Source organism: Bacillus sp. CGMCC 1.16607, from assembly GCF_042683745.1.
Taxonomy (GTDB): domain Bacteria; phylum Bacillota; class Bacilli; order Bacillales; family Cytobacillaceae; genus Pseudoneobacillus.
In genome coordinates, this window is record NZ_JBHUJX010000019.1 from 137824 (window position 1) to 159896 (window position 22073).

Annotated in this window: 23 protein-coding genes; 3 read left to right on the forward strand and 20 right to left on the reverse strand. The window is 37.3% G+C overall.

What is annotated here, in order from left to right:
• The first annotated feature begins 266 nt into the window (after nucleotides 1–266).
• Entirely contained in the window at nucleotides 267–671 is a 405-nt protein-coding gene (locus ACFSO7_RS13075; RefSeq protein ID WP_377877769.1) for a GNAT family N-acetyltransferase, read from the forward strand.
• Between the two features lie 147 nt (nucleotides 672–818).
• On the opposite strand, the gene ACFSO7_RS13080 is transcribed toward ACFSO7_RS13075, so the two are convergent.
• The 3 genes from ACFSO7_RS13080 to ACFSO7_RS13090 form a co-directional block, all read right to left on the reverse strand.
• On the reverse strand, nucleotides 819–2549 hold the full coding sequence (locus tag ACFSO7_RS13080) for an MFS transporter (protein ID WP_377877770.1): 1731 nt from the start codon (nucleotides 2547–2549) through the stop codon (nucleotides 819–821).
• The gene (locus ACFSO7_RS13085; protein WP_377877771.1) at nucleotides 2549–3064 is read right to left on the reverse strand and encodes a PadR family transcriptional regulator; all 516 of its coding nucleotides are present in this window, start codon (nucleotides 3062–3064) and stop codon (nucleotides 2549–2551) included. The genes ACFSO7_RS13080 and ACFSO7_RS13085 overlap by 1 nt, the downstream gene beginning before the upstream one ends.
• A gap of 161 nt (nucleotides 3065–3225) precedes the next feature.
• Nucleotides 3226–3546 carry a hypothetical protein gene (locus ACFSO7_RS13090; protein WP_377877772.1) on the reverse strand — a complete coding sequence of 107 codons (321 nt, stop codon included), beginning with the start codon at nucleotides 3544–3546 and terminating at the stop codon, nucleotides 3226–3228.
• Between the two features lie 161 nt (nucleotides 3547–3707).
• On the opposite strand from ACFSO7_RS13090, the gene ACFSO7_RS13095 reads away from it, so the two are divergent.
• Nucleotides 3708–5507, forward strand: coding sequence for a M3 family oligoendopeptidase (locus tag ACFSO7_RS13095; RefSeq protein WP_377877773.1), 1800 nt, complete (start codon nucleotides 3708–3710; stop codon nucleotides 5505–5507).
• 22 nt (nucleotides 5508–5529) lie between these two features.
• Here ACFSO7_RS13095 and ACFSO7_RS13100 read toward each other — a convergent pair whose 3' ends face one another.
• The 6 genes from ACFSO7_RS13100 to ACFSO7_RS13125 all read right to left on the reverse strand — a co-directional run bounded on the left by ACFSO7_RS13100 (nucleotide 5530) and on the right by ACFSO7_RS13125 (nucleotide 11471).
• Nucleotides 5530–6678 (reverse strand): acyltransferase family protein, encoded by a 1149-nt coding sequence (locus tag ACFSO7_RS13100; RefSeq protein WP_377877774.1) that lies wholly within the window; start codon nucleotides 6676–6678, stop codon nucleotides 5530–5532.
• Nucleotides 6679–6778: 100 nt separating this feature from the next.
• Nucleotides 6779–8026, reverse strand: a complete 1248-nt coding sequence (locus ACFSO7_RS13105) for an MFS transporter (protein ID WP_377877775.1) — start codon at nucleotides 8024–8026, stop codon at nucleotides 6779–6781.
• The gene (locus ACFSO7_RS13110; protein ID WP_377877776.1) at nucleotides 8019–8633 is read right to left on the reverse strand and encodes a PadR family transcriptional regulator; all 615 of its coding nucleotides are present in this window, start codon (nucleotides 8631–8633) and stop codon (nucleotides 8019–8021) included. Before ACFSO7_RS13110 ends, ACFSO7_RS13105 begins: the two co-directional genes overlap by 8 nt.
• 282 nt (nucleotides 8634–8915) lie before the next feature.
• Nucleotides 8916–9227: a hypothetical protein gene (locus ACFSO7_RS13115; protein ID WP_377877777.1), complete on the reverse strand. Its 312-nt coding sequence runs from the start codon at nucleotides 9225–9227 to the stop codon at nucleotides 8916–8918.
• Nucleotides 9228–9296: 69 nt separating this feature from the next.
• Nucleotides 9297–9596, reverse strand: a complete 300-nt coding sequence (locus ACFSO7_RS13120) for a hypothetical protein (RefSeq protein WP_377877778.1) — start codon at nucleotides 9594–9596, stop codon at nucleotides 9297–9299.
• Between the two features lie 867 nt (nucleotides 9597–10463).
• Nucleotides 10464–11471, reverse strand: coding sequence for a GNAT family N-acetyltransferase (locus ACFSO7_RS13125; RefSeq protein WP_377877779.1), 1008 nt, complete (start codon nucleotides 11469–11471; stop codon nucleotides 10464–10466).
• A 162-nt stretch (nucleotides 11472–11633) separates the two neighbouring features.
• Between ACFSO7_RS13125 and ACFSO7_RS13130 the strand changes: the two genes are divergently transcribed.
• Nucleotides 11634–12416 (forward strand): arylamine N-acetyltransferase family protein, encoded by a 783-nt coding sequence (locus tag ACFSO7_RS13130; protein WP_377877780.1) that lies wholly within the window; start codon nucleotides 11634–11636, stop codon nucleotides 12414–12416.
• A 107-nt stretch (nucleotides 12417–12523) separates the two neighbouring features.
• Here the strand turns inward: ACFSO7_RS13130 and ACFSO7_RS13135 are convergent, their stop codons facing one another.
• The 11 genes from ACFSO7_RS13135 to cobT all read right to left on the reverse strand — a co-directional run bounded on the left by ACFSO7_RS13135 (nucleotide 12524) and on the right by cobT (nucleotide 22063).
• Nucleotides 12524–12838, reverse strand: a complete 315-nt coding sequence (locus ACFSO7_RS13135) for a DUF4257 domain-containing protein (protein ID WP_377877781.1) — start codon at nucleotides 12836–12838, stop codon at nucleotides 12524–12526.
• Nucleotides 12839–13164: 326 nt separating this feature from the next.
• Nucleotides 13165–13593, reverse strand: a complete 429-nt coding sequence (locus ACFSO7_RS13140) for a bifunctional adenosylcobinamide kinase/adenosylcobinamide-phosphate guanylyltransferase (RefSeq protein ID WP_377877782.1) — start codon at nucleotides 13591–13593, stop codon at nucleotides 13165–13167.
• Nucleotides 13524–14177 carry a histidine phosphatase family protein gene (locus ACFSO7_RS13145; RefSeq protein ID WP_377877783.1) on the reverse strand — a complete coding sequence of 218 codons (654 nt, stop codon included), beginning with the start codon at nucleotides 14175–14177 and terminating at the stop codon, nucleotides 13524–13526. The genes ACFSO7_RS13140 and ACFSO7_RS13145 overlap by 70 nt, the downstream gene beginning before the upstream one ends.
• Nucleotides 14129–14902, reverse strand: coding sequence for an adenosylcobinamide-GDP ribazoletransferase (gene cobS, locus ACFSO7_RS13150; protein WP_377877784.1), 774 nt, complete (start codon nucleotides 14900–14902; stop codon nucleotides 14129–14131). Before cobS ends, ACFSO7_RS13145 begins: the two co-directional genes overlap by 49 nt.
• Before the next feature lie 4 nt (nucleotides 14903–14906).
• Entirely contained in the window at nucleotides 14907–15437 is a 531-nt protein-coding gene (locus ACFSO7_RS13155) for a bifunctional adenosylcobinamide kinase/adenosylcobinamide-phosphate guanylyltransferase (RefSeq protein WP_377877785.1), read from the reverse strand.
• Nucleotides 15434–16513, reverse strand: coding sequence for a threonine-phosphate decarboxylase CobD (cobD, locus tag ACFSO7_RS13160; protein ID WP_377877786.1), 1080 nt, complete (start codon nucleotides 16511–16513; stop codon nucleotides 15434–15436). The genes ACFSO7_RS13155 and cobD overlap by 4 nt, the downstream gene beginning before the upstream one ends.
• A 13-nt stretch (nucleotides 16514–16526) precedes the next feature.
• The gene (gene cbiB, locus ACFSO7_RS13165; protein WP_377877787.1) at nucleotides 16527–17480 is read right to left on the reverse strand and encodes an adenosylcobinamide-phosphate synthase CbiB; all 954 of its coding nucleotides are present in this window, start codon (nucleotides 17478–17480) and stop codon (nucleotides 16527–16529) included.
• Complete coding sequence (locus ACFSO7_RS13170; RefSeq protein ID WP_377877788.1) at nucleotides 17467–18942, reverse strand: adenosylcobinamide amidohydrolase; 1476 nt, start codon at nucleotides 18940–18942, stop codon at nucleotides 17467–17469. The genes cbiB and ACFSO7_RS13170 overlap by 14 nt, the downstream gene beginning before the upstream one ends.
• 4 nt (nucleotides 18943–18946) lie before the next feature.
• Nucleotides 18947–20011, reverse strand: coding sequence for a FecCD family ABC transporter permease (locus ACFSO7_RS13175; protein ID WP_377877789.1), 1065 nt, complete (start codon nucleotides 20009–20011; stop codon nucleotides 18947–18949).
• Nucleotides 19974–20912 carry an ABC transporter substrate-binding protein gene (locus tag ACFSO7_RS13180; RefSeq protein WP_377878009.1) on the reverse strand — a complete coding sequence of 313 codons (939 nt, stop codon included), beginning with the start codon at nucleotides 20910–20912 and terminating at the stop codon, nucleotides 19974–19976. Before ACFSO7_RS13180 ends, ACFSO7_RS13175 begins: the two co-directional genes overlap by 38 nt.
• A gap of 95 nt (nucleotides 20913–21007) precedes the next feature.
• A complete protein-coding gene (cobT, locus tag ACFSO7_RS13185) occupies nucleotides 21008–22063 on the reverse strand; it encodes a nicotinate-nucleotide--dimethylbenzimidazole phosphoribosyltransferase (protein ID WP_377877790.1) in 1056 nt (351 codons plus the stop codon).
• Nucleotides 22064–22073 lie beyond the last annotated feature (10 nt).

Below are 22073 nucleotides of genomic sequence, written 5' to 3' on the forward strand. Positions count from 1 at the left end.
CATATCAATAACCTTTTGCTTCGAAAAGAATTAAAAATTCCCCTCCACCTCGAGAGGGGATGTGCTTCACAACAAATTGGGTACAAAAAGACTTTATCATAGTTATTCATTATCCCCCAAAAAGTTAGAAAAAAGGTTTTTTTGTTTTTAAATAGAATATAGTATAGTATCCAAAAAAATGTTTGGAGGTTCACTGTTTTGTTACTTTACTTTTGAGATGTGTCATTTACCTAATAAATAATAATTAAATTAGGAGTTGATACATTATGATATATAAAAATTCTATTGATGGTATTTCCTCTGATATGTTAAATGGCTTTTTTGTTGATTGGCCTAATCAACCAAATCCACAAACTCACTTAAAACTATTAATAAACAGTAGTAAAGTGATTTTTGCATTAGATGAAAATACTAATCAAATAGTTGGATTTATTACTGCAATTAGTGACGGGGTTCTATCTGCCTACATTCCATTGCTTGAAGTTTTACCAGAATACAAAAATTTAGGTATAGGTAAGGAATTAGTTAGGCTGATGTTAGAAGAACTTAGTGACATATATATGATTGATTTATGTTGTGATGATGACTTAGTTCCCTACTATGAAAAGTTTGGAATGGTAAAATCAAATGGAATGCTCTTCAGGAACTATAAAATGCAATCAGGAAGTTAAAAAAACTAAAACGCTTGGAACTGTCCGAGCGTTTTTGTGTGCTAAATGATCGGCTTATGCATTTAATAAATGTGAACTCGTCTACTGTTTATGTTCTTAATACTGAATCACTTTTTATCTCTTCCTCCTTTTTTCACATACAAACTCCTAATTTGCTATTTCTTGTTTAATTGTTGGAACCATTCCCCTTTTTCTTTTTATAAAAACAATCCCTGTCAAACTACACAATAAAACAAAAGGAATACTCTTTTTATATAAATCTGCAAAACTAGATGAAATGGTCGATTCCGCGTATGTTGATACATTCTTCGAATAATTTTGTACTAATGAACTATTTTTAGCTATTTCCTCATCCACTTGCTTTTCAACTTTTTGTTGAACCATCGATAGAGCTTGGTTTCTCTGTCCTTCAGGAATCGATACCAGCGCCTTTTGTACATTTTGATCGATTATTTGTTTTCGCTCTGCTTCAGTAACTAGAATTGAACTGGCAGCTGTTGATTTAGTCGTTGAATTTTTCATCACATCTTTTGTTTTCAATAAAACAAGTTCTTTTGTCTCATCAGGTATATCTAATTTAGTGATTTGATCCTCCGCATAGTGAGTGACCTGTTGTTTTTTAGCATCTATATTGTTTGTTAATCCAGCAATAAAAATAGCAACAGCCAAAACTACACCAACCTGCCTGATCATAGAAAAAACGCTTTGTGAAGCTGTCAACATTTCTCCTTCAAATGAAGAAGTACTTGCAATGGTTGAAGCAGAGATGATAAAGCTAAAACCTAATCCAAGTAATGCGCATATAATGATGATTTCTAAGGAAGTACTTTGGATGTCTATCTCACGTAGTAAGAAGTAAGCGATACTCATTATTCCAAAACCAAGGATGACTGGTATGGTAAAGCCGACTTTTTTAGCAAGGAGGCCTGCAAAATTAGCAAAGACAAAGATGGCTGCGGATGCTGGAGTGATTAATAATGCGGCTTCCAATTCTGTTTTATGCTGAAACATCGTTAAAAATTGTGGCAATAACACCATTACCCCTATAAAGAAGATAAATCCTGTTGAAACAGTGATCACGGAACCAGTAAAGACTCGATCCTTAAAAAGGTTTAAATTAACCATAGGATTCTTGACTTTTGATTCTGTAAATATGAATAACAGAACCGCTACAACAAAGATAACGAAACATAAAATCGCAGAGCCACTCTTCCATCCCCAGCTATTGCCCTTAATTAAAACTAAATTCATTGAAAAAATAGCTAAAACGGAAAACACAAGTCCAAACCAATCAATGCTTGATCTAATTCGTGCTTCATTCTTTAACACTAGAACAAATCCACAAGCGAAAATGGCAAGTAAGCAGATCGGTACATTTACATAAAACACCCAATGCCAACTCAGTTTCTCTGTAATCAACCCTCCTACAGAAGGACCCATTGCAGTAGCCAACCCTTGTGTAGCCCCTAATAAAGTTAATGGGAGTACCCTTTTTTCAATTGGCATGGCGGCAATTCCAATAATCATACTACAAGGTATTAAGATTGATGCACCAATACTTTGAATAAATCTAGCAGCAATTAAAAAATCTCCACTAGTGGCTAAACCACATAATGCCGAACCTACTCCAAAAATGAAAAGCCCAAGAATATAAAACTTATTCCTACCGAACATTTCAGCAAACCTGGCCATTGGAATGGCTAATACTGCTATTGTCATCGTGTAAATATTTAACATCCAAGAGCTCGTTTCTAATGAAGTAGATAAGTCATCCTGAATCGCGGGTAAGGTAATATTCATAATGGTTGAATCAAGCATACAAATAAATATTCCGATACATGTTAATAATAGAACTTTTAATCCTCCTTCTTGTTTCATCACAACTCACCTTCCAATTTTTGAAGTTCTTCATTAATAAGGGAAATAATCATTTCAGAAATACGTATTCCGTAATTAAGAGTGAACCTTTGAAATTTTTCTAATTCATGTTGTTGATCAATCATTTCATACTGTTTAAGTTTCATTTCATTGCGATCCCTTTCATCTTTAAGCCAGTCTATTATATTTTCCTTCGAGGTAAACTGGGCAAAGAACAGACGAGTTAAAATATCAGACTTAATTGTTGTAGGGTTTAACGGGCTATTTAAATAGTCCTGAAATACTTCCTTTCCACTTTCTGTAATGACAAATAAATTTTTGTTAGGCTTTCCTTCCTGTGGAATGATTTGCTTATCCACGAAGCCTTCCTTCTCTAATTTTCTCAATGCTGGGTATATCCCACCAAATGAAGCATCAAGGAAAAATCCAACCGAATTCTCCATTTGCTGTTTAATTTCATAGCCTGTCATTGGTTTTTCACATAGAAAGCCAAGAATTACATCTTGTAAATTCATCTTTCAACCCTCCATATTATCTTTAGTTATATTATCAATATTCATATACTCGTTAGTTATATTACTTTTGATTACATAAATTGTCAACATTTTTTCCATTCCCCCCATATTTTTTCACAAAAAAATAGAAGCCTAAAAGACTCCTACATAACCAAGTATTGTCAGATGAAAAACGTTAAAGGGAAAAACAACCAATAATCATCTACAAAAAGAATCATAATCACTCCAACTAATAAACCGAGTCCAACGCAAATTGCGTTATGCCATTTTCTTCTTACCAAATGAAAACTATGACCAATTGCCAGGGCTAAGAGTACAAAGGTTAAACTAACTGTCAGTTGTCCGATGGAGAACCCAGCTATGCAACTAAAAATATATATTCCTATCGCAGCAAGCCAGTAAAGTCGGTGATTCCCTTTGATAGCTAAACTCGTGGAAACAATTGCGATAAACAAAGCGGAAAAGGCAATTATAGAAAACATACCATCCCTCCTCATTCTTATTTGTCATTCTTTTATTAAAATTCAAGGTTCATCACTGATTTCCTTCAAATAGTACCTAATAAAACCATTTCAATTACAATTGTGCTATACTTCATACTGTATTCAGAAATTTTTGAAATATATAAAAAGGGGAAATCATGATGACGAAAACAATGTATCCAGAAGTCTGGGATTTAGATGTATTTTTCCCAGGTGGCAGTGAATCACCTCAACTACGAAACCATTTAGATTCAATCATTCCCGAATTGATAAGTTTTGAAGAAAAGGTAAAACAATTTCAAGTTCCACAAGCCATTACAGAGTCAACTAATCTTGCTAAAATCATGGATGAGATCAATCGCATTCGAACAAGTATTGGTCAGGCTAATTCATTCATTGGTTGTCTACTTGCTCAAAATACGACAGATAAAAAAGCGTCATTACTCCAAGGAGAAGTTTCCTCCATTAACGCTCGTTTTAAAACATCTATGCAAAAGGTTCAAAAACTATTAACGAAAACAGAAGATACCGTTTGGCAAGGGTTACTTGAAACGGATGAACTAGCAAAATTTGAATTTATTTTAAATGAATGGCGTAACCAAGCAAAACAAAAGTTATCGGAAGAAGAGGAAAGCCTCATTACAGCGTTAACTACAGATGGGTATGAATCATGGGGGCAATTATACAACTCCATTGTTGGCGGAATGAAGGTAAAGGTCAATCTCGATGGCGAAGAGAAAGAATTATCAGTAGGTCAAGCAAATAATTTACGCTCTAATCCTGATGAAACGATTCGTAAGGAATCTTATGCTGCACTAGAAGAGGCATGGTTAGAAAAAGAAGATCTATTCGCCAATATTCTAAACCATCTCGCAGGATTCCGATTACAAGTATATAAAAAGCGAGGCTGGGAGCAAGTATTACAGGAACCTCTTCAATACAACCGTATGAAACAGGAAACCTTGGATGCTATGTGGGGTGCGATTAATAAGCATAAGCAGCCATTTGTTGAATACTTAAACCAAAAGGCAAAGCTACTAGGAAAAGAAAAGATGGAATGGCACGATATGCAGGCACCTGTGTCAAAGAGCACACAAAAAATGCCTTATCAGGATGCAGCTCAATTTATTTTAAAGCATTTCGGTCAATTCGGCCCAGAGCTAGAAACCTTTGCACGAAAAGCTTTTGAGGAAGGCTGGATCGAAGCAGAAGATCGTCCGAATAAAAGAGTTGGTGGATTTTGTACAAGTCTACCTCAATCGGAGCAATCGAGAATTTTTATGACCTATAGTGGTACAATTGGAAATATGGCTACACTTGCCCATGAATTGGGTCACGCCTTCCATTCGTATGCATTAAGACCTGTTGATGGACTCAATCGTCAATATGCAATGAATGTCGCTGAAACCGCATCTACTTTTGCAGAAATGATTGTATTCGATGCCGCTGTAAAAGAAGCCGCAACAGACGAAGAAAAAATATATCTATTAGAAGAAAAAGTTAAGCGCAGCATGACATTCTTCATGGGCATTCATTTCCGATTCCTATTTGAAACACGATTCTATGAAGAACGCAAAAAAGGCATGGTATCTGCTGCTAGACTAAATGAATTAATGGTGCAAGCACAAGAAGAGGCATACATTGGAGCACTAGGTTCATTTGATCCGCACAGCTGGGCAAACACCTTGCATTTCTATATTACGTATGTACCTTTTTATAACTTCCCATATACGTTTGGCTATTTGTTCTCCCTAAGCATTTATGCAAAAGCGTTAGAAGAAGGTCAAGGATTTGAAGAAAAATATATGGCTTTACTTCGTGATACAGCCATCATGTCTGTAGAAGATTTAGCAATGAAGCATTTAGGAGAAGATATTACACAGGAATCATTCTGGGAAAAAGGAATCTCCTTATCTGTGAAGGATGCTGAGGAATTTATAAAGTTAACCTCTAGTAAATAAGAAAAAGTGGATGATGCGAGCATCATCCACTTTTTCTTATTGCTTCTGTTCTCTGTTTCATATTTTTCATTTTCACACCAAACATCCATCTAGTAACCTTCGTTCTTTTTATAACAAACTCATAGATTAATATGGATAACACAAACGTTAGCAGCATGATGCAGATGAATTTTGCAACCATTCCCATGTTCATCATAAGCACATAATAGCTTACAATGACTAATACGGTTTGATGAATAATATAAACAGGAAAAGCCGCTTCATTTAAATACGGTAACCATTTATGATGGAAATTTAAAAACTTATGTCCGTAACCAAGAATAACAATTAGACTTAGCCAAACATTTAGCATTCTTACCATCGTAGTTAAAATATCAACTGTAGAAAAACGAGTGGCATCTTGATTATTCTGAATCAAGAATATCCATAGTGGTACGAAAGCACATAATAAAACGAAAGCTTTCAATCGTATACAATTAAACATTTCTTGATATCTTTGGTCACTGCTTGTTACAAATCCCATGATTAAAAAAGTTAGATAGAAAAATGGATTTTGACCGCCTGGCGCTGGCAAGACTTGTGTGAAAACCAAAATAAAGAAACATAGAATAAAAACAAGTGGGTGGCTTAGAATCTTATGAAAATTTGTCCTAGCCAGCTTTCTTTTCACAAACGTAAAGACAGGTAAGGCAATAAGTGAAAGAACAAATAAATAGAGAATGAACCATAAGTGCGCTGGTGTAAATGTACCAAAGTATCCCGATAAATCACTAAAATCAGTGAAAAAAGATTTTAAGAACGTAAAATAAGATCCTTGACCTTCCCCGCTGTGGTCTAATCTAGCAAAATATCCTTGCGGCGGAACAATAATTAATAGGCCAAAAATAAGTGGAATAAACAATCGATCAAACCGATCTTTCACATACTGCTGATTGGATCTAGAACGAAGTGCGTACCAACTAGCTGATCCTGCTAGCCAAAATAATAATGGCATAAACCATAAATTAGTCAAAGAAATAAACCAACTTAGGCCCCAGCTCAACATATCACTCTTTACATAAAATGGGTCCCAATGATCAAACACTCTCGCAGAATGGAAAGGAAACAACATACAAATCCCAATGATTCTAAGCCAATCAATATCATATCTTCTCGTTAAATCATAACGCAACGAGCTTCCCCCTTAGAAATCGCATCATATTTATTACTAGACAATTATCGCCTCTAAAGTGGATTTTTTCCAGAAATATATTTTAATAATTTCTTATATTCTAGACAAACTCCTTTACACCTTCCATTCGTTGAGGAACTAAAATTTTATGAATAAAAAGCAATACAATCGACGCATACACACTTAACAAGAGACCCGCTCCAATAAAGACGAAGCTGGCGCCCAGCCATGTTGCTAAAAATCCGCCAAAGACAGGACCAATTAACATAGCAAGATTGATCAATGAGTTCGATGCACCCGAAACACGCCCCATAAAGTCAGAAGATGTTTCTTTTTGCAAAATATAGCCAAACGGAACATATGCCCCTGCTGCTGTACAACCAATGATAAAAAACACCGTAATCCAGGCCAATTTAGGTAAAGATAAGATTTCTAAACTTCCTAGTCCAAATAATGTGACGAACACTCCACTTATGATACCCGAATAGAGCATAAGATGGAGTGGACTATTTTTCCAAAAAGTCCATTTTCCAACGAAAAGCGCTCCAATTACCGCTCCTAACCCATTGGCGGTCATAATATAGCCCAATTCTGATTTTAAAAAACCCATACTCTTTGCCCACGGAGTAAATAGAGCTTCGTAAAGAAAGATCGTGAACATCCCAGTACTTAAGAAGATAATGGCGAAAAACAATAATCTGTTCGATCGAATATAGGAGAGTCCTGCTTTAAATTCAGAAACAAAACTGCTTTTTTGCGTTTCCCTTTCCTTTTTTAAACTTGGTAGCTTTGAAATAAACAATGCAGATAAGGCAAAAGCTGCAGCCTCAATCATAAATAATGTTCTTACCTCGGTAATTAACATTAAGGCACTTCCTAGAGCTGGGGCAATAATTTTAACAGAATTCATGAGGATTTGGCTGAGAGAACTAGCTTGTAATAAGTATTCCTCTGGTACAGTATGACGAATCATTGATTGGCGCGCTGGGTCAAAGCTGGCACCAAATATTGATTTTAAGAAAACAAGCACGAATAAAATATAGACATTTGGTGCCCAAATTAAAGAAATAGCAATGAACACTCTCATTAAATCACTAACTACCATGACCATTTTTTTGGGGAGTCGGTCAACCCAAACTGCTGTGAACGGCCCGATCAATACCATAGGTATAGAGTAAATAACCAGTAATGCTGCAGTGTAAGCAGGACCATGCCCCCATGTATAGATAATAAGTATATTTAGAGCAATAAAATCCAAAAATCCACCAAAATCGGAAAAAATTTGACCAAAAAACAAGTTTCGATAGCTTTTTATTTTCAATGGTGCAAACATCGAAGAACTACTCATTTTCTTCCCTCCCTATTTGTGCTTTGCTTCGTCTTTCTTGTTGGCTTCTAGCTAGATTCCATTTATCCACTCCCTCTTTCAATGAAGAAGTTGAAAGTTTTTCAATCGTTGCTTGAATCCACTGCATTTCAGCCTTTAATCGATGCTCTCCATATTCAAACGCAAGCACACCATATTGGTCTGCCCAAGTATAATGCTCTCGCCAATCCGTGCAAATTTCCAACAGTTCCCTAGTTTGGACTTCACGAGCTCGTAAGTGTTGAATTAATGTTTGGGAGTCATTCGGGCGGCTAATACCCCAAAAGATCATTTTTAACAATAACTCATCTCGACCGACTGGATATTCAGGGGTCCTCCCTAACCAACTCTCCAACTCCTTCCATCCAGTCCCAGTTATATCGTATACCTTTTTATTTCTACCTCCTGTCTCTTCCTGAAGACTGAGCCAGCCTTTCTGAACCATATCTTTTAACTTTGGATACAAATTACCATAAGAGATATTTCCCCATGCTAACGAACCAACTTTTTGCTCAAATTCGGATTTTATTTCATAACCTGTTGCTGGTCGCATACTAATAAAACCTAATATTAAGTGATCTAATGACATTCCGTTCCCTCACTACGTGTCATTTTGATATATCATAATGATATATTATATTGGCAAATGTTTCCTGTCAATATGATTCTTGCCCTTTTCCAAACAAAAAAGAAGCCAGAATCATTAGCTTCTTAGAAGGTGATTATGCTACGAATTAAACACAATCCTTTATTTTTTCTTAAGTGAAAATGACATTAATGCCACTTTAGCAAAGGCGTTTGTATAAGGGAGTTTCCAAATGTAACATCTGAACCCCCCCTTGTATAATTATATCATTTCTTCGTTGTTTCCTTAATGATGCCCATGCCCACATCCAAATGGAGCTACTGCATTAATTCGATTAGGTGCAATTCGAACTAATCCTGGAAATCCATTGAAGTTTGTAAGAATTACATTCCCATGTTCAAACCCCTGAAATGTTCCACAAGCAGGTGGTTGGCAATCGTACTGAAGCTCTACTTGGATTCCCGGACTTAGGGTCCTTAAAAAATTAACTATTGAATTATTTCCAATATTGCTCCGGTTTTCGCCATGGTTCACCCCTTTATGTTCAATTTTGTTTTCACAATCATCTCTTCGATTTTCACGGAATCCAAAACCCATTTAAACATCTCCTAATATCAATTTATTATTTATTCAAACAATAGATTTCTCTTTTCCAAAATTAGATTCCTAGTATGCCCCTTTACAATGGCCAGAACTAAATGGAGCCACTGCATTAATTCTACTAGGTGCGATACGAACGAGACCAGAAAAACCATTATAATTAGTTAATATAACATTTCCATTTGCAATTCCTTGGAACGTTCCAGATGCAGGTGGTTGACAATCGTATTGAAGTTCAACTCGAATTCCAGGACTTAAGGTTCTTAAGAACTGAATGATTGCACTATTATTTCCGCCTATCTGGCCCACACTCCAGTCATCTTGATCATCTAGCTCATTTACTCCTTGAAAGTCGCCATACTCCATAAATATTCATCTCCTTTTTTCTAGTATCCTTATACCATATGAATACTTGTAGTATCAGGCATAGGCATACAATAGTGGACAAATGCGGAAATTGTTTCAAAGTGGAAAACACCCTAGTTAAAAGCCTATTTTTAATATCTTATAGTAAGCTACCAGTCGTAACCCTAATATTGACCATTTTAGATCTACAAAAAGCTTAAGGGTTTTACCTTTTACATTTTTTTCTCGTTATCGGTGCCGGAGATACTGCATTAATGCAATGAGGGGATAATCTAACCAAACCTTTGAATGTTCCAAAGTCTGTAAGGATCACATTCCCATTTTGTAGTCCTTGAAATGTGCCTACCTCAGGTGGCAGACAGCTATATTGCAGTTGTATTTGGATTCCTGGACTTAGACTATGAAGAAATTCGAGAATACCTTCATTTGAATTTCCCTTTCCCGAGTCACCCCAAAAAAGTCTATTCCAAAATGTATTACTCACCTATATCACCTCAACATTAAAATATTCATTTTAGGCTATAACGTTAATCTGTGGCTTGTAATATATTTTTAGGTTATTTTCCCATAGAAAAACCTAACGATGTTCCCACAACTAATCAATAAGTGATTAATTTACGTGAGTTGTCACGACAATAATCACGATTCATGTATTTCGATTTTCCTCTATAGTTAGATGTAAAATGATTGAATTTCCACTAATTAAAAAGGAGCTATGAAAATCCAGCTCCTCGTAATAAAAACTATAAAATTAATTTTTAAGTGTTAATCATGCTTCTTTTAAAAGAATAATAGCATCCTAAGCTTGTCTATTTGGATTCCCTCCATATTCATCATAAATTGAAGCATATTCGGTATTCTCTTGATCTATATAAGAGGAGTTATTTGTTTTAAGATACGATAGTGGCCAAGACCTTGAACATACCCTAAACTTCTGTTAATGAATTGCATAGGAGCGTTATTTTCTTCTGAATCTGTTGTCATTGTATGTGCCCCAGACTTCATTGCTGCATGAATCGAAAGTAACTTTAAGGCGCGTGCAATTCCACGTCCCCGATATTTTCTACTCACTCCCATATAATTCGTATAGAGTACACCAGTTTTTTCTGTTTGAAATAAAGTTGTTACTCCAATAATGGATTTCCCATCCATTGCAAGGAACACCCATTCATCCCTTGAACAATCTTCTGGGAGGAATTCCATTCGCCACTGCGAAAAAGGAGGAAGATTCCCAACCTGGCCGGGATTGTCTTTTGATGTCTCTACACATAATTGATATAGCTTTTGTTCTGACTCTTCTTTAGGTACATCTGCTAACGTTAAAAATTGAATATCTGACTCTATTAAATTATCTAAGGTCTTAGACAGACTATTAAGATCAAATTTCTTTAAATCTAGTACTAATTCAAAAATATGTGCATCTAACGCAAAACCACGCTTTTGAACAAATGAAAGTGAGTCATCAATCCAATCCTTTATCTCAGATAAAAGCACAGACTCCTGATGCCCGATTGCCCATTTCTCTAGATGGGTTAAGATCAACTCTCCCACACCTTGTTTACGAAAACCCGGATGAACACAGAATATACTTGCTAGTTGACCAGGTTCAACCCAAGGTGCTCGCCAAGAAGAACCATACCCAATGATCTGACCATTAGAACTCTCTGCTATGACTCTTGTTCTGCCAAAACCAATTAACAGTCCTTCTTCATTTTTTGAAAGATACGACTTTGCTGGGATATGCTGATCCTCATCCTCGAGCGATTGTGCTGTTGCACTGCCAGGCTCAATTAAGTTAAAAAGCTCCGCAAGTTTCTCGTAATCCTCTGGAATCTGGATCTCGCGAAGGGTTATATTAATGATATTTTTTTGCATCTATTTTTCTCCTAATTTATTAAGTAGATTCAAATCAAATATTCGATATAAACTCAATAATCCCTCCCATCGTCTCACATTTCAAAAATACCCAATCAATCCACAGCGGTATCCTGCCCATGCTATAATAAAATGAATAGAAATCTAAAGGGGGATTTTATAGTGAGTAATTTAAACACCCTATTTCGCCAAAGGATTGGATTCGCCGAAAACGAAGTCATTACGTTTGAAAATTTAAGCCAAATTCTAGAAAAAACAGCCACAGCCATCCCATTTGAAAATTTATGTATAATAACAAACAATAGAAAAGATATCACCTTGGAAAATTTAGTCTCTAAAATTCTTCTAAAAAATGAAGGTGGATTATGCTACGAATTAAACACAATCCTTTATTATTTCTTAATTGAAAATGGTTTTAATGCTACCTTAGCAAAGGCGACTGTATTTGATAACGCAAGTCAAGATTATGTTGCTATTGGGAGAACACACGTCATCATCCTTGTAACTCATAACGAACAATTATATGTAGTTGACACTGGTTTCGGAGGAAATTTACCATTAAAACCAGTTCCTTTAACCGGCGAACTTGTTACATCATTTAATGGAGATTTTCGGATTAAGAAAGCGGATAGTGAGCAAGGTGACCATATTTTAGAAATGAAATTAAAACATAAAGACGCGGATTGGAGAATCGGATACGCATTCCACTCACATCAACCCGTCAAGGATGTAACAGAAATGAATGAAGTACAAAAAACAATAATCGAAAGCCCGTTATCCTCTTTTAACAAAAACCCATTAATCACTCGACTAACAACCAGCGGTAGCCTGACATTAACAGATACATCGTTTACCAAATGGCACGATGGAAAAGTAATGAAGGAAGAGATTGAAGAAAAACAGTTTAGGGAATTGGCGAAGGAGTATTTTGAGATGGATGTTTAGAAGAAATTTTTTAATAACAGAAGGTACTTATTTATCCCACTTCTTTTAGAAAAAAAATGAGAATCCTCTTTCCTGTTGCTTTCATTCGAAGGAGGATTCTCATTTTTTTAATTTTCTTGTGTTGAGTCTTCCTGGGGTACAGCTTTCCGATCTGAACGAATAACATCTAATCCCTTTAAAAATACGTCCCCTCCAATACCAGCCATAATGGAGATAAAGACAACTCTTAATAAAGAATCTGTGTCAGCAGAGATGACAAGGACAACTGCTGTTAAAGCTCCCATCAAAACTTCCTCCAAAAAGCCCAAATAAATGAACTTTTTGGTTTTTCTAGGTTTGATGATTTTACCTTTTTTCCTCACATGACCTACAATTCCAACCAATCCACCAATCAACATAGCGAAGACAATATTACTCATCATATTAACTTCAACTCCTAAAGCCGAGATTTTTAAAGCGACCTTAGGTAAAATCTTGGTGTAATTCCATTATATAGGGGTTTTTTATTAATTAGAATGAATAGATATACCGATTTATCAGCAAATATTCATAGGACTAGATAACTGCATTTTGAAAAAACTTTTATCCATTAGAAAGGATTTTGCCATTTTAATCTGCAGCCGGAAGTTAATTAACCTTTCCGAGAGTAAATTGTTCTGTTCGCAAGTATTCTGCTCTCAACCGCAAGTAAAATGCCTCGATCCGCAAGTAATCTGTTAGTCATCCGATATTATTTATCTATCCTTCTCTATTTTAGCGACTTGGCTAACCCATGCCAGCAATAATCAACTTTTTCTGCTTGTTGGGCCGCATATTGTAAGATCCAACCGCAAAGATCTCGCCAGACTCGGTCATTCTTCTCCATCGGTACGATCCCACGGCCCATTTCTAGCATCACGAAAATTACTTGATACTCGTGTTGCCTTTCGACCTTACAAATTTTACGAATCTCTGCCTCAAAATATGCTCTTACTGTATCTATTTCTCCTACCTGAAACCACATTTCCTTAATCCAAAGCTCCCAGCCTTCGATCACTAAAACCATTTTATCGAAAACTTTTTCTTGCCAATGGACTAGTTCAGCTTGTTGATACGCAGAATGCCAAATTAGATGATCGTATCTGTCACGGATGAGTCGCCTTTTTCCAGAAAAGGCACCTCCGACCACGAGCTGCATGTCCAGTCACCTCCATTATGCTGCAATGTTAATTGAATCCCTCGCCCATGATTAATCCCTGTCTCATTAAAATTAAGTGTTGGTAAGAAATGCGTCATGATTCTTCGAATGACTCCACCATGCGTAACTAAAGCAACCTTCCTTACATCTTGAACCATTTCTATGCCATGAAAAAGGTCATGGAGAAAAGCCAATACTCTCACTGCAAAGTGAGGATACCCTTCCCCGTTCGGTGGTTCTACCTTCTCCCAATTTTCTAACCAAGCTTGGTAATAAACATTACTCTCTAATTGTTGGTGAGTACATCCTTCCCACTCCCCAAAATAAATTTCTCGAAGGCGATTATCAAGACAAGTAATTCTATTTGGGTATAAATAGTGAAAAGTCTTTACACAGCGTTGCAGATCACTCGCATAAACAAGATCAATTTTCATCCCATAAAAAAATGCTTTAATAGGTTCAAGTTCCGCTAGCTTTTCAGAATCCAATTCTTGATCCGTATGCCCTAAATATCGTTTTTCTAAATTCCACTTCGTTACCCCATGCCGTATGAGAAATAAATCCACAAAACGAGTAGTCCCCATAATTCTCCTCCCTCAATGGTTGCTCCTAATAGATCACCATTAAGACCATTGAATGTCTTCTTTATCCATGACCTTACGATGAAAAAGTAGAATAAATAAGCAAACAATAAAAAAGTGAATTTAGGAAGAAATACGAGATATATTAATAGCGGTAAGACTGCAACAGCTACATCCCCTTTACTTAAATGGGCCTTCCACGTGTAAGCGAGTCCTTCTTTCTTCAAAGTAGGTAGAGAAAATAATAGAATAAGTGCTGTTAAACGACTACAAGAAGGGATAATCATAAGTGTAGAAATAACCAAGCTAGAAGATATGCTTGTTTCTACTAGTAGCCCATAAATAAGAGCAAGCTTCCATAGGATGTAAAAAACAAACGAAATAACTGCAAAACTTCCAACTTGAGGATCCTTCATGATTGCTAGCTTTTTATCCACTGATGCATTGGATCCAATAGCATCCGCAACATCCATTAATCCATCAAGATGTAATCCCCCCGTAAGAAAGACCCAGAGCGAAAGAACTGCAAGGGCAATCATCCATTCTGGTAAACTCCCAGACATCAAATCATAAGAGATTGCAAGCACCCCACCAATGACAAGTCCTACAATACTAAAAGACTTTAAAGCTCCTTTAATGACAGACTTCTCCCACGGAACATTCATTGGTACTGGTATTCTTGTTAAAAACTGAAGTGCTAAAATCACACCATAAAAGAAAGACTTCACTTTCTCACCCCTTCCACTTTTCAGGAATACCTGCTACTACCTGATAAACTTCGCGAGCCTCCCTGATTATTAGCCGATGCAAATGTTCTAAAGCGAAAATATAACGATAGACCTCATCATCGTTTAAAGGAATTCCTTCATTTACATCATTTGAAACAATATAGATGTGTACGCTTTTTTGTTTAGCAAGTGTAAGCCAATCTTTCGCATTTTCAAGTATTTTCACCATGTCTACTTTCTGACTGTACATCATATTACTCAACCATATTGTTAGACAATCTAGTAAAACAACACTCTCGTTTTCCAATGATCGTAAAGCATCTCCAATATAGATAGGAGCTTCTAGGGTATGCCATTCATTCCCTCTCTCCTGTTGATGACGTAAAATGCGGTCTTCCATTTCATGATCGGTGCGTACCCCTGTTGCCAGATAATAAAGACGTCCTTTTTCACCTTCCATATACTTTTGAAAGGCCATTCGTTCTGCCCAACTACTTTTTCCCGACCGTGCACCACCTGAAATGAATGTAATCATTTTTGTTCTCTCCACTTGATTAAAGTTTGAATAAGATATTCATTTTCAAAAGTCGAACGAACAGCTAACCGAAGATATTGCCCATTAAGACCCATAAAATTATGCGTATGGCGGGGTACAATTCCGTTTGCTATTAGAAAGTGAAAAAGTTCATTTGTATCATCTGGTCTATCTTTATCTCTTAATAAATAAAAATTCACCATTGTAGGAGAATACTCAAATCTAAGCTCTGCCAGTGTTGTTTTTAATTCAACTAATTCCTGTTGTAGCCACTTCTTTGTTTTTTCCAGAAAAGAAGTATTAGATAACAGCATTGGTAAAAGAGAAGCAACTACTCCATTGACACTCCACGGAATTTGAAACTTCCTCAATTGTTGAACCAATGGCTCCCTGCTAATCACATACCCAGCACGTAGGCTAGGAATCGCGAACATCTTGGTTAACGAGCGCAGAACAATCAGATTTGGATGTTTCCCAATCAATATATGTACAGATTCATAGTCAGAAGGCAGGAAATGAACAAACGCCTCATCCACGACAACCGTTGTGTTTGTTTCCATTCCTTTCATTAATAGAAATTCGATGTCCATCATCGAAAGTAGAGTTCCGGTTGGATTATTCGGATTACACAAAAAAACAACATCCACATCTGCCATTGCCCTTACTATGTCCTCTATCGGAAAAAGAAAATTCTTGTCGAGCATGAGATGTTTGACATCCACTTGGTGGGCCAGACAAGCACGCTCATACTCCGAAAATGTCGGATGAATAATCAATGCCCTTTTCCCCATAAAATATTGTGCCACTAGAAAAATCGCTTCTGCTCCACCGTTTGTAAGAAGAACCTGCTCCCGTTTCACTTGATCATATTCAGCAATTGCCCTATGCGCTTCTTCGTAATCAGGGTCAGGATAGGAAACAAGTGCTTCGTAAGCCTGAATGTAATATTCTTGAAGCTCCTTCGGTGGACCAAACGGATTTATATTTGCACTAAAATCATACACCTTAATCCGTTCACTAACTCCGATTGTTTCCATCATTTTTCTAGGCTGTCCGCCATGTGCTGGCCACTTCATATTCGTCTTCCTCCTAAATAAACCGTGTTAACCATAAACTAATGAGAACAAACATGATCCATGCACCGTGCATAATGAGAATTACTCGATGAATATCCTTTATTTGCAAGTCCCTTAATGGATCGCCCATTTCTTTTCGGAGGGACTCTACCCCTTGATACGTATTTCTTCCACCAAGCAGAATGCCAAGAAGACCTGCTACCATCGCTTCAGGCCAACCGCTATTCGGACTAGGATGTTTTTTTGCATCTCTTATTGTGACAGAAAGAGCATTCATACTATTTAATTTCGGGTGAAAAATGGTGAAAATCCACATAAATAAGGCAGTCAAACGAGCTGGCAAGTAATTCACAACATCATCCAGTCGAGCGGACGCCCAACCGAATTGGAGAAAACGTTCATTTTTATATCCAACCATCGAGTCAAGTGTATTGATGGCTCGATAAGCCATCGCAAGCGGTGCACCGCCGATTAACGCCCAAAACAAAGGGGAAATAATCCCATCCACTGTATTTTCAGCAATCGTTTCTACCGTACCACGTATGACTTCTTTTTCAGAAAGATTATCTGTATCCCGACCTACAATATAACTTAATTTTCTTCGCGCTTCGCTCATATTCTTTTTAACTAAAGGTTCATGAACTTCTTTTCCCGCCTGTTGGAGTCCTTTGATCGCTATCGTCGATGACACAAAATAGATTTCCAAGCAAATAGCTAGCCAAGAATGGATTTGATTCGCCACTACTAATAAACCAAAGACAATCATTGTTGCCATACTGACAATCGTTATGGTGAGAAAAATACCCATTATCTTTCGATTAGAACCTTTATTCCACCTTTTCTCCAAAAAAGAAATTCCTTTACCGATTAAAATAACGGGATGCGGAAACCATCGAGGATCCCCAATTAGAAAATCAAGAACGATCGCTGCTAAAATAATATATGTATGTGTTTCAAACCAACTCATTACTTTGTGTTCTCCGAATTTCATAAGCTTGAATCGATTCAAATACTGCTTTATAGACGCTAGTTCCAATTGCCCTGCCAATGACCGTTCCAGATCCAGCATAAGGAGTTGCATCACCAGTTTGGGTGGAAGCGATTACGATACTATCCGTGGATGTTCCTGTAGCAATCGTATTGGTCGCCCCGTCCAAAACCTTTAAATCAGCCAACGCCTTTGTTTTCGCCTCTGTAGCTGATTGGATAGCATTGACGAAAGCGCCGTCTGTTAAGTTACCATTCAAAAATACCATGATATTAACCGTACCTATCTTCCTTTCTCCTAACACAGCTGCTTTCGTAATGTCCACTGCATTTCCCACTCCTGCTGTGACAACTGCCATGACATTAAACCCTGACCCAGATTCTTTTACTAGCACATAGTCATTTAGATTAACTGCCGTCATCATTCCGACGGTGTCATACTCTGATATGGATGCATCCCTTAACCAATTCACCATATCTGTGATAGGGTCAGAGCAGTTATAAGTTTTATCAACATGAAAATTACAAAAATTCCTTACCCACTGAAATCCTTCTCCAATGACACTATTCGAAAGTGTCCGTAAAGACTTAGTAAAGGAAAGATGAATCAAATGATTATTCTGATGCAGTTCAAACTCATAGGGAAATGCTTGACCGTCTTTAGTGCTTGGTGGTGAAGCCATTACTTGCGGACTAGCCATAATCGGATGAGACTGCTGCTTAATATCCACCTCATACACAAGCTCTAGCAAGCTCTCATTTTTCAATGTAGAAATCCCCCCCGTCTCCACTAGCCGTCCATTATGAAGAACCCCGATTCTATCGGCAAATAATGCGGCAGTATTTAAATCATGAAGAATGGCAATAATGGTCATTTGCTTTTCCTTTTGATGCAGTTTAAGATGATGAAGCATTTCAACTGTATGTTTAATATCGAGATGATTCGTTGGCTCATCGAGAAAAAGAACTCTCGGTTCTTGCGCTAGTGCTTTTGCTAATAATACACGCTGCTTTTCCCCACCACTTAAAGCTTTAAAACGATGGAAGCGGTAATGCTCAATATTTGTTTGCCTCATAACATTTCCAACAATTTCTCGATCCCTACGCGTCTCATACTTTATAAATCCTGTTTGATGAGGATAACGACCAAGCATCACAATTTCTTCAACGGTAAAATCAAACTCTACGTAAGAATCTTGGGAAAGTACGGCCATCAACTGCGCTTTTTCCTTCGCAGAGTAGTCATATATGGATCGACCGCACACTTCAACCGTTCCACTTTCTTGAGGGAGAATTCCTGTCACAAGCTTGAAAAAGGTCGATTTACCACTACCGTTTGGACCAATAAGTGCGAAAAAATCACCCTCAAGTATATCTAGATTTACCTCTTCTATAATGATTTCCTTTTGATATCCCCCAGAAAGTCCTCTAATTTCAATCACAACTTTACCTCCTTCCTAATCGTTCACGGATTAACAATACGGCAAAAATAGGAGCACCAATAAGTGCAGTAATCACCCCAATTGGAAGCTCTTTAGGTGCAATGATTGTTCTTGAAATAAGATCAGCTAAAATCAAAAAGCCTCCACCAGTTAGCATTGATAACGGTAAAACATGCTTATGATTTGGTCCAACTAATAGCCTAATAAAGTGGGGAATTACAAGGCCTACAAAACCAATCGATCCAGACACTGCCACAGATGCACCCGTTAATAAGGAAGCTCCAATTAATATAAACAGCTTTCCTCGATGAACATTTACCCCTAAGTGTTCTGCCGATTCTTCGCCTAACGCTAGAGCATTTAAATCACGCGATCGTGATAACAGCATAAGTGCCCCTACAATAAAGAAAGGAATGATGAGTTTAACATGGCTCCACCCTCTCATCCCAATGCTTCCCATTAACCAATACAAAATTTGTCGAATATCTTCACGCGAACTTAAAGCAATAATGAGAGAAATGATGGCACTAATAAAAGAAGAGACAATCATACCTGCTAAAATAATCGTTTCAATCGCAAGCTTTCGATTCGAAAAATGGGTAACCGCAAAGACAAGAAACATCGTCAAAAACCCACAAATAATAGCGACAAAAGGTAATGTGAAACTCCCTAACATCGCTAAAGTAATTTGAAAATAGAGAACAACTACGGCACCAAGTGCAGCACCTGAGGACACGCCAATTGTGTAGGGATCAGCAAGTGGGTTTCTAAGTAGCCCTTGGAAAGCTGCTCCTGCAATCGATAAAGACGCCCCGACAAAAAAAGCGAGTAATACACGAGGAAATCGAATCTCCCAAATAATTAACTCGATATTCTTTTCAATGTCTCCCTCAATAAGAGAGACTCCTGTCATCTTTGTAATAAGCACATCCAAAATGGTTAAGACAGGAAAAGGAACACTACTGACAAATAAACCAAGAAGGGTTATACAAAGTATAAACCCTCCACTAATGATATACATCCCAGCAATTTTATTGATTAAAGATTTCCGGATAAATGAGCTTACCAAGTGTCTCAACTCCATCAATTAAACGTGGTCCTGGTCTAGTAACTGTATCATTATCCACATCAAATACTTGCTTTGATTGAATGGCAGGGACTTCTTTCCAACCTTCGCGACTCAAAACACCCTCAGCTGGATTTTTCACATAATATCCGTATGTCGTAATAATCACTTCAGGATTTAAGGCGACGATTTCTTCTTCTGTTAGCTTGACCCATCCTTCTTGATCGCCAGCTACATTGATTGCATTAATAGACTCTAGCATTTCATGCATAAACGTATTTTTTCCAGTCGTATAAATGTCTGGTGCAGGAGAAACTTCTACCCATACACGCTTTTTCTCTTTTACCGCTTTCGCTTTTTCTTTGACCTCTGCTAATCGCTTATCCATATCTGTAATAATACCTTCAGCCTCTGTGGAACCTGTTACTTTCCCTATTAATCTTAGGTTGTCGTAAGTATCTTTGAATGATAGCGCCTCACCAACAACAATGACGTCAATACCCGCATCCTTAAATTGTTGTAAAATATCTGGATGGTTTTGATAATGAAAAGGTGTAACAAGGGCTAAGTCAGGTTTCAACGTTAATATTTTTTCCACATTCATATCTTGCGCGCCAACTTTTTCTATCGACTGAACCGCTTCAGGATAGTTACAGTAATCCGACACTCCTATCACTTTATCTCCCTGTCCTAGTGCAAACGTCATTTCCGTATTACTTGGAACGAGCGAAACAATGGTTTTCGGTTCCGACTCAATAATAACCTCTTTACCTGTTCCATCCACAACCGTAACTGGAAATGCTGTTTTATTCGCAGATTCTTGTTCTTTTACAACCTTTGAAGAGCTTCCTTGATCTTGTGCCTTATCATTCGATTCTCCACAGCCTACTAAGAAAGCCATCATTAAAATTAGGATGAAATGAAATAATCTCCATTTTTTCTTACTTGTTGTCAAATTGAACACTCCTTTTATTATTAAACATTAATCTAGTAAATTTCCTATCCCTTAGAAATCCCTGCTGATTCAAAAGTAGCCATCTCTGAAAGCATTCGAGTAGCTGCCTCTATGATTGGGTAAGCAAGTGCTGCCCCTGTTCCTTCGCCCAATCGAAGCTGCAAATCAAATAACGGCTTCTTTTCTAAAAATTGTAGTGCTTCCTTATGTCCTTGTTCTTTCGATAAATGACTTGCAAATAGATATTCCTTCACATTTGACTGAAAGACGCAAGCGATTAATGCAGCAGCTGTACAAATGAAGCCATCTATAATGATTGGTATTCTCAACTCCGCCCCTTTCAGCATAGCTCCTGCCATTGCGGCAATTTCAAATCCGCCAAGCTTCTTCACTATATCTAATGCATCATCTGCATTTGGCTGACGTTCGAGAATGGCATTTCTAATCACCTGTTGCTTATGTAGTTTCGATTCGTCCGATATACCTGTGCCAGAACCCACCACTTGTTCAACAGAACAACCGGTTATCACTGACACAATCGCACTAGCAGCTGTCGTATTGCCGATCCCCATTTCCCCTAAAATCAAGGTCTTTGCCCCTTTGTCAATCATGGTCCCGGCTGCTTCCATTCCAACAAGGATCGCCTTACGAGCTTGTTCTTCTGTCATCGCATCTTCTTTCAAAAAATTTCTTGTTCCACATCCCACCTTTCTTGAAACTAATTGATCATGTTCCAAGTCACATGCCACACCAACATCAACAATCATAAAATGAGCACCAATTTGTCTGGCAAACACATTAATTGCAGCGCCACCATTTAAGAAGTTGTAGACCATTTGTGCCGTAACTTCCTTTGGATAAACGGATACTCCTTCCTCGACCACTCCATGGTCACCAGCAAAAACAAGTACACCAGGCGGAGAAACCTTTGGAAATTTTTCTAATGTGATTCCTGACAGCAGTCCAGCAATGTCTTCCAATTTCCCTAGACTTCCAATTGGCTTTGTTAATCCGTCTACATACTTTTTTGTTTCTTCTATATGACTTTGGCTAAGCTTTGGAATCGATTGTATCCATTCATGCGTTTTTATTCCCGTCATGGCTTTAGTC